Here is a 6,106-nt window from a genome sequence, read left to right on the forward strand (position 1 = left end):
AATGCTCATACGTGGGTCTCCTCTGTGAGCAGTTACCACGTCAGCGCACAAAATTCAGGATAGTCCCTCCCTTGGCTCTTATGTACGGTCGCAAGCGTCGAAAGCTCAAAACGATTAATCCCGTCAAGCCAGTCGAGCATACGACCCGCCTCATCGCGGTCGAGCTTGCCCCCTTCGTAGAAGCGGTGAATTCGCTTGCTCAGCTTGTCGGCATCTTTTTCGCGCTCCAGCACGAAGGCGATCTTGTTCGTCCCGTCGAAGCCCAGCGCGTAGCCGGGAACCTTGAGTTCGTGAGATCGGCTCAAGCAACCCGGAACATCCGATAAGATGTGAGTGCTGCGTTCAACGTGCCGGATTGTGAACTGCTCTCCATTTCTGAACTGATCGTCGGTCTGTTTACTCATGACGACGTCCCCAGCGCATAGCCTATCGTGATCGACTTGCCGCACCTTATGGCGAAGGCGGCGCAGCGTTTCGTTATCCGCAGTGACCGCGAGCAGATTGCCACCTCTGGAGTACTCTCTGGTCAGTCCATCCATCCACGTCTGACCGGGAACAACCCGCACAGCATCCCTATCGAACAGGCAAGGCAGATCATCCGTCGGCCTATTCTCGATCGCGTCTCGAAGCAGCTCACCCAACTTAAATATCTCGCTATCCTCAGAGAACCGCATACTCTTGTTCAGCGTGATCGTAGGGAAGCCTTGCTTCGTGATTACTTCTCGATCTTGAACCGGCGGAAGCTGGAAGCGGTCGCCGCTATAGACGACCGGCAAGCCAAATTCGTTCGCGTATTCTTCGACTGCACGGAATAGGAACGAACCGACCATCGAGAATTCATCCACAATGATGATGTCTGCTTTCGCGAACGCGCTTGTACTCCCACCGCCCCGATCGGCTTTCTTGGCTGGTCGATAGCCCTCTACCGCCTCAAGGTCATTGTCTCTGTGCCTGTACCAACCGATCGCACTGTGAATCGTCATCACCTTGTGGCGCTTGTCTGGCAGCTCCTGATCCAAGACAGAACGTGCCGGATGGGTTGGGGTGAGGAAAAGGGCCTTTCTATCCAAAACGGAATTGGCGATGGCATAAGTCTTGCCAGAGCCTGCCCGTCCTGAGACCACCAGCCGGTCTCCGCCCTGCATGCTGGCGATAGCGTTTACGACTGCGTTTTGTTCTTCGTTGAGCATATTCATATCGGGAATCCTTGTGGCAGCGATGACCGGATTTCGGGCCGTCGCATAGTTTGATTTAAGGGTAAGGGGTGCTGACCTTTTCGTGGCGAATTGAGCCCGTTGAGTGGGGCAACGCGGATACGTTTGGTTAGCTTTAGCGCACCCTATTTCTAAAGATCTGAAATTGCTTATATTTCAACCTTAGGGAGAAGGTCTGAAATACTCCGCCCGAACCCCTATGGAGGGAACCCGGACAGAGCGTAGTTCAGTGTGGGAGGGTCTTGTTCACAACGTAGTCTGCTAACCACTGCCAATAGGCCTCGGCGTTCACGAAACCCTGTTGTCGAGCAGCAAGAGTCTCAGCCTCAGAACGAGAAAGACCGCCATCGTATTCAGCGATAGCGGCCCTTTCCTCGAAGGCATCAATGTCGGGTATCTTGCTCACGGCGAACACCCCGCTGGCAACCTGATCTGGTCCACGATATGCCGCTTCTGCTCGTCCGAGATACCGGCAGAGTAGATGCTATAGGTGATCCCATTCTCAGACCGGGCTGACTTGTGACCAACAATGCTGGCGGTGAAGTGCTCAGGAACACCTGTCCGCTCGCACTGAGTGATGAACCACTTCCTAGTGGAGTGGAATACCAAGCCTTGCCTGTCGATGCCCAGCGCCTGTCTGATCCTTGCGAACCGTTTGGTTATGTCGTTCACCTTCAGGTCTGGGAACAGTGGCCCAGCGCTGGGTAGCTTGGCCAGTACCGGATCGAGTGTTGAGTGGACAGGAACCTGGCGCTCAGCCGCGTCGGTTTTCAGCAAGCGTAATTGGTTCGGGCGCACCAAGAAAAAACCACCAAGATTGCCTTTGGTCACTAGATCTTCCCTAAGTAGCCCTGCCGCTTCCCCCGCTCTCATGCCGGACAACAGGCAAATCAATAGGACCTTGCCAATTATTGGATCAGCTTGAGCCAGCAGCAACCTGACCTCCTTGTCCGTCGGAACCGCATAGGGCTGGTGCCGAACCTTGGCCTCGAACCTGACCGATGAGAAGGGGTTGGCAACCAGCTCACCCTCGTACACGCACCAGTCGAGCCAGTGACAGACCTGTGACCATATACGCCGCTGGGTCCGCCCGGTGATCTTGGCCTTGCCGTGAGATGACCAGTCTACTGACGCATCCAGGGACATGCCGCGTGTCCGTTCCGACTTTCCGATGGTGGGGCTCAGCTGGGCGATCAGGGATAGGAACTCCCGTCCGTCCTCCCGCGCCAGTTCCACCAGCTTGCGTGTCCCGTACTTGGACGAGAACAGCTCGATCGAATAGCGGACCGACTTAAACCCGCTGGGCCTGAGCTCGTTCTGGCGCAGGATCAAGTAGCGTCTGGCGGCTTCCTGGACCGTGGCCTTGGGCTGAACCACCTGCTGGTGTAGCGCGACAATCTGGATGAGAAGAGCGCGTCAATCAGGATGAGACTCCTTGGTCGCGACGAGAGTTACGATGGCGGTCTTTTCAGCCGCGATCAAGTGTTTTGTGTTTTTGATTGTCGCGGCGCGTCAATCAGCTTTGACGTTGGCCGGTGTAGCTCTTTGAGCAGGCCGTCCCGGCCCCTTTGCCTTTTCGGCAGCTCTGCGCCGGTAGCTTTCGACATTCATCTCGAAGATGGTGGCATGGTGAACGAGCCTGTCGACGGCGGCCAGTGTCATGGCCGGGTCAGGAAAGATCGTATTCCATTCCCCGAAGGGCTGGTTGGCGGTGATCAGCATGGAGCGCCGTTCGTATCTCGCGCTGATGAGTTCGAAGAGCACGCTGGTCTCGGCCTGATCCTTGGTGACGTAGGCAATATCATCAAGGATCAGCAGGTGGAACTTGTCGAGCTTTGCGATGGCGCTTTCGAGAGCGAGATCGCGGCGCGCCTGCTGGAGTTTCTGGACCAGGTCGGTGGTGCGGCTGAAGAGGACGCGATAGCCTTTCTCGACAAGAGCGAGCCCGATGGCGGATCCGAGATGCGACTTGCCCACACCTGGTGGGCCAAACAACAGGATGTTGCTGCCCTTTCCGATCCAGCTGTCGCCGGCGGTGATGGCATTGACATGGGCCTTGGACAGCATGGGGACGGCGGTGAAGTCGAAAGTCTCTAGCGTCTTGCCGGGCAACAGGCGTGCCTGTGCGAGATGGCGCTCGATCCGGCGGCGATCGCGTTCGGCCAGTTCATGCTCTACCAGAGTGGCAAGCAGGCGGGCGGCAGGCCAGCCCTCCTTGTCAGCCTGTTCAGTAAAGCGTGGCCAGAGCGCCTTGATGGCAGGCAGGCGCAATTCGTTCAGAGCGAGGGTAAGGCGAGCGGTATCGGTCTGGGACGATGTCATGCAGCCACCTCCTCAGCGGGCGCAGCACTTCTGACCAGCTGGTCATAGGATGAAAGGTCGGCCATCTTCACCTCGACCCGAGGGAGTGCCTCGTCTGACGGGGCAAAGAGCGCCCGCAGGACAGCCATGTCAGGCGGGCGGTTCTGACGAAGGTCCTCCTCGATCTGCGCAGCCAATTCGGCCTCACACCCCCGGTCGTGCGCCAGCGCCAGAAGATCGACGGTCATGCGGCAAGCTGCCTTCTCACCGGTCTGCTCCAGAAGGACTTCGAACATGTCGCGAAAGGCCCGGCGTGGAAACAGTTGATCCCGGTAGACCAGCCCCATGAGTGCCATGGGCTTCTTGCGCAGGGAATGGATGACATGGCGGTAATTGACCACGTGCCCATGGCTTCCGCTGCTCGATGCCCGACCGCGCGGCAGCGTCATCAGGGAGCTGCCCCCGAGGAACAGCTCCAGCCGGTCATCGTAGAGCCGAACCCGTAGCTGATGTCCGATCAGCCGAGATGGTACGGTGTAGAACACCTTGCGCAAGGTGAAACCACCGGAGGAGGTGACGCGCAGTGTGACCTCCTCGTAATCCGTTGTGCGCCGGGCGGGTAAAGGCTTGAGGCTGGCGCGCTCCACGTCGATACGCTTGGCATTGCGGGCGTTGATCCGGCCCACGATCTCGTCGATGAAGCGCCGGTAGGCCGTCAGGTCTTCGAAGTCGCGCGAGCCGCGCATGACCAGCGCGTCCTCGATGGCACGCTTCAGATGACCATTGGGGCTTTCGATGGAGCCGTTCTCGTGCGCAATGCCCTTGTTGTTGCGCGTCGGCGTCATGCCGTAATGACGGCACAGGGTATCGACGCGGTCGGTGAGGTCCGCCTGGGTGGATTTTTCCAGGTTCTTGAAAGCCGCCGACAGGCTGTCGGTTCTGTGTTCCCGCGGCACGCCACCGAGCGTCCAGAGGGCATTTTGAAGCCCTTCGGCCAGCGCTACATAGCTTTCGCCGCCAAGCACGACATGGGCGTGCTCGAAGCCGGAATAGGCCAACCGGAAGTGATACAGCCGATGATCCAACGGCTCACCGGCTACGGTCACGCCCAGTTTGCCCATGGCGGTGAAATCTGACAGGCCCATCTTGCCCGGCGTATGGGTCTGCCGGAAGATCACCTCTTGTTCAGGGCCATGCTCGGCCTTCCAGGTGCGCATCCGCCGCTCCAACGTGCGCCGGATGCCAGTGCCCAGCTCGGGGTGCCGTCGCATAAGTTCCTCGTAAACGGCCACGGGCCGGATCCCCGGTGCAGAGCGCAGCAGCGGCACGACCTCCGTGTCGAAAATATCCGCAAGCGGATCCGGTCGACGTCGGCTGCGTGGGACCTTCTTTTGCGATGGCAACGTCGGGTCGGCCTGCAGTCGATAACCGGTCGCTTGGCTGACACCGGCCTTTGCTGCGGCCACGGGAGTGGAATGGGTCTGTCTGAGCGTCATGAATAGCCTCATCAGTTGATCAGTGACATGTCGGCCCGGCATGAACGATCTCCTTACGCAGAAAATCATTCCCTATCCGAGCCGGCCACGACGTCAGACCCGCCCATTTGGGGCGCAACGCGGGGGTGGGGCCTCTCCAGTCGGGCTACGCCCTCCCTGCGAGCCCCCACCCCCGCGTTCTCATCCTGATTGACGCTGGATTCTCACCTTGTTTGTCGCGCGGCATGCTGGTACTTAACGGGCTCAGAGTGTTCCAGAGTGGCCCGGAGACGAGCAAGAGCCAGTTCCGAGGGGGTTGCCCATTCCGATGTGGAAGCGTCCGAGAGCGTGGCACTCTGTGGCAGAGACAGCGCCCCTGACAGAACCTGATCCACGGTCTCCTCGTAGCGGGTGTTTACCTCGGCAGCCCTTTGTCGGGCCACCTTGGCGTCACTGGTCTTGAGAGACTGCTTAAGGGCCTGTTGGCCGAGGAAAGCAGCCACCTCCTTGGGGTAGTTCCGCCTATAGAGCCAAGTTTGACCCTTTAAATAGGCATAGCGAATTCGAGCAGACGACATGGTCTGTTCCTTTCTTAGTAAGTTGTATGGGTAGGATCAGCCTGCGGCTCGGGAATGAACGCGAAGGATCAGATCGAAGTCTGGCTCTCCGTATTCGTCTTTCAGGGGGCCAGTGATTGAGTATCCGGCCACGAGGTCGTCAAAGACCTCATCAATACGGAACAGGTGTTCGGGCCAGTCGTCTCCGGCTCGAATAACGACAACGTCGCCTGGCTTGAGGTCGAGGTAAGTCATACCTCAACCCTCCTCGTGAGAAGGTCAGGCAGAACAGCCCCCAGCGTGAAACTGAAGGGCAAGGGGAACGGGATTGGGCTCAGCCATCCGGGCAAACCGGCCAGCACCAGCACAATTGCAGCCAGTGCTTCAGGGATGGTCAGGCGAAGGTCATAACGCCTCCGCAGCCCCCAAGCCAAGGCCAGCCGGAAGCTGAATCCAGTCGCCGCAAGCAGCGTGAAGGTTGTAAGCATCTATAGGAAAGTCTGAAAAACCTCGTGCTCTGAGCGGGTTGCGGTAGACTGAGCGGGACCTTGAAGGATGC

At 58.6% G+C, this 6,106-nt stretch carries 6 protein-coding genes; all 6 read right to left on the minus strand.

Translation table 11 applies throughout. The annotated features are described in order from the left end of the window. Positions 1–32: 32 nt before the first annotated feature. Positions 33–1,196, minus strand: a complete 1,164-nt coding sequence (locus C6W91_RS20520) for an AAA family ATPase (protein ID WP_370571528.1) — start codon at positions 1,194–1,196, stop codon at positions 33–35. Positions 1,197–1,616: 420 nt separating this feature from the next. Beyond that, a complete protein-coding gene (locus C6W91_RS20525; RefSeq protein ID WP_370571529.1) occupies positions 1,617–2,546 on the minus strand; it encodes a tyrosine-type recombinase/integrase in 930 nt (309 codons plus the stop codon). Between the two features lie 180 nt (positions 2,547–2,726). Then, positions 2,727–3,536, minus strand: coding sequence for an IS21-like element helper ATPase IstB (istB, locus tag C6W91_RS20530; RefSeq protein ID WP_347508179.1), 810 nt, complete (start codon positions 3,534–3,536; stop codon positions 2,727–2,729). After that, positions 3,533–5,023: an IS21 family transposase gene (istA, locus tag C6W91_RS20535; RefSeq protein WP_347508189.1), complete on the minus strand. Its 1,491-nt coding sequence runs from the start codon at positions 5,021–5,023 to the stop codon at positions 3,533–3,535. Before istA ends, istB begins: the two co-directional genes overlap by 4 nt. Before the next feature lie 191 nt (positions 5,024–5,214). Continuing rightward, complete coding sequence (locus C6W91_RS20540) at positions 5,215–5,568, minus strand: DUF6538 domain-containing protein (protein WP_370571530.1); 354 nt, start codon at positions 5,566–5,568, stop codon at positions 5,215–5,217. Positions 5,569–5,604: 36 nt separating this feature from the next. Continuing rightward, positions 5,605–5,802, minus strand: coding sequence for a hypothetical protein (locus C6W91_RS20545; protein WP_370571531.1), 198 nt, complete (start codon positions 5,800–5,802; stop codon positions 5,605–5,607). Positions 5,803–6,106 lie beyond the last annotated feature (304 nt).

Source organism: Phaeobacter sp. SYSU ZJ3003, from assembly GCF_041300735.1.
In the GTDB taxonomy this organism is placed as follows: Bacteria; Pseudomonadota; Alphaproteobacteria; order Rhodobacterales; family Rhodobacteraceae; genus Phycobacter; species Phycobacter gallaeciensis_A.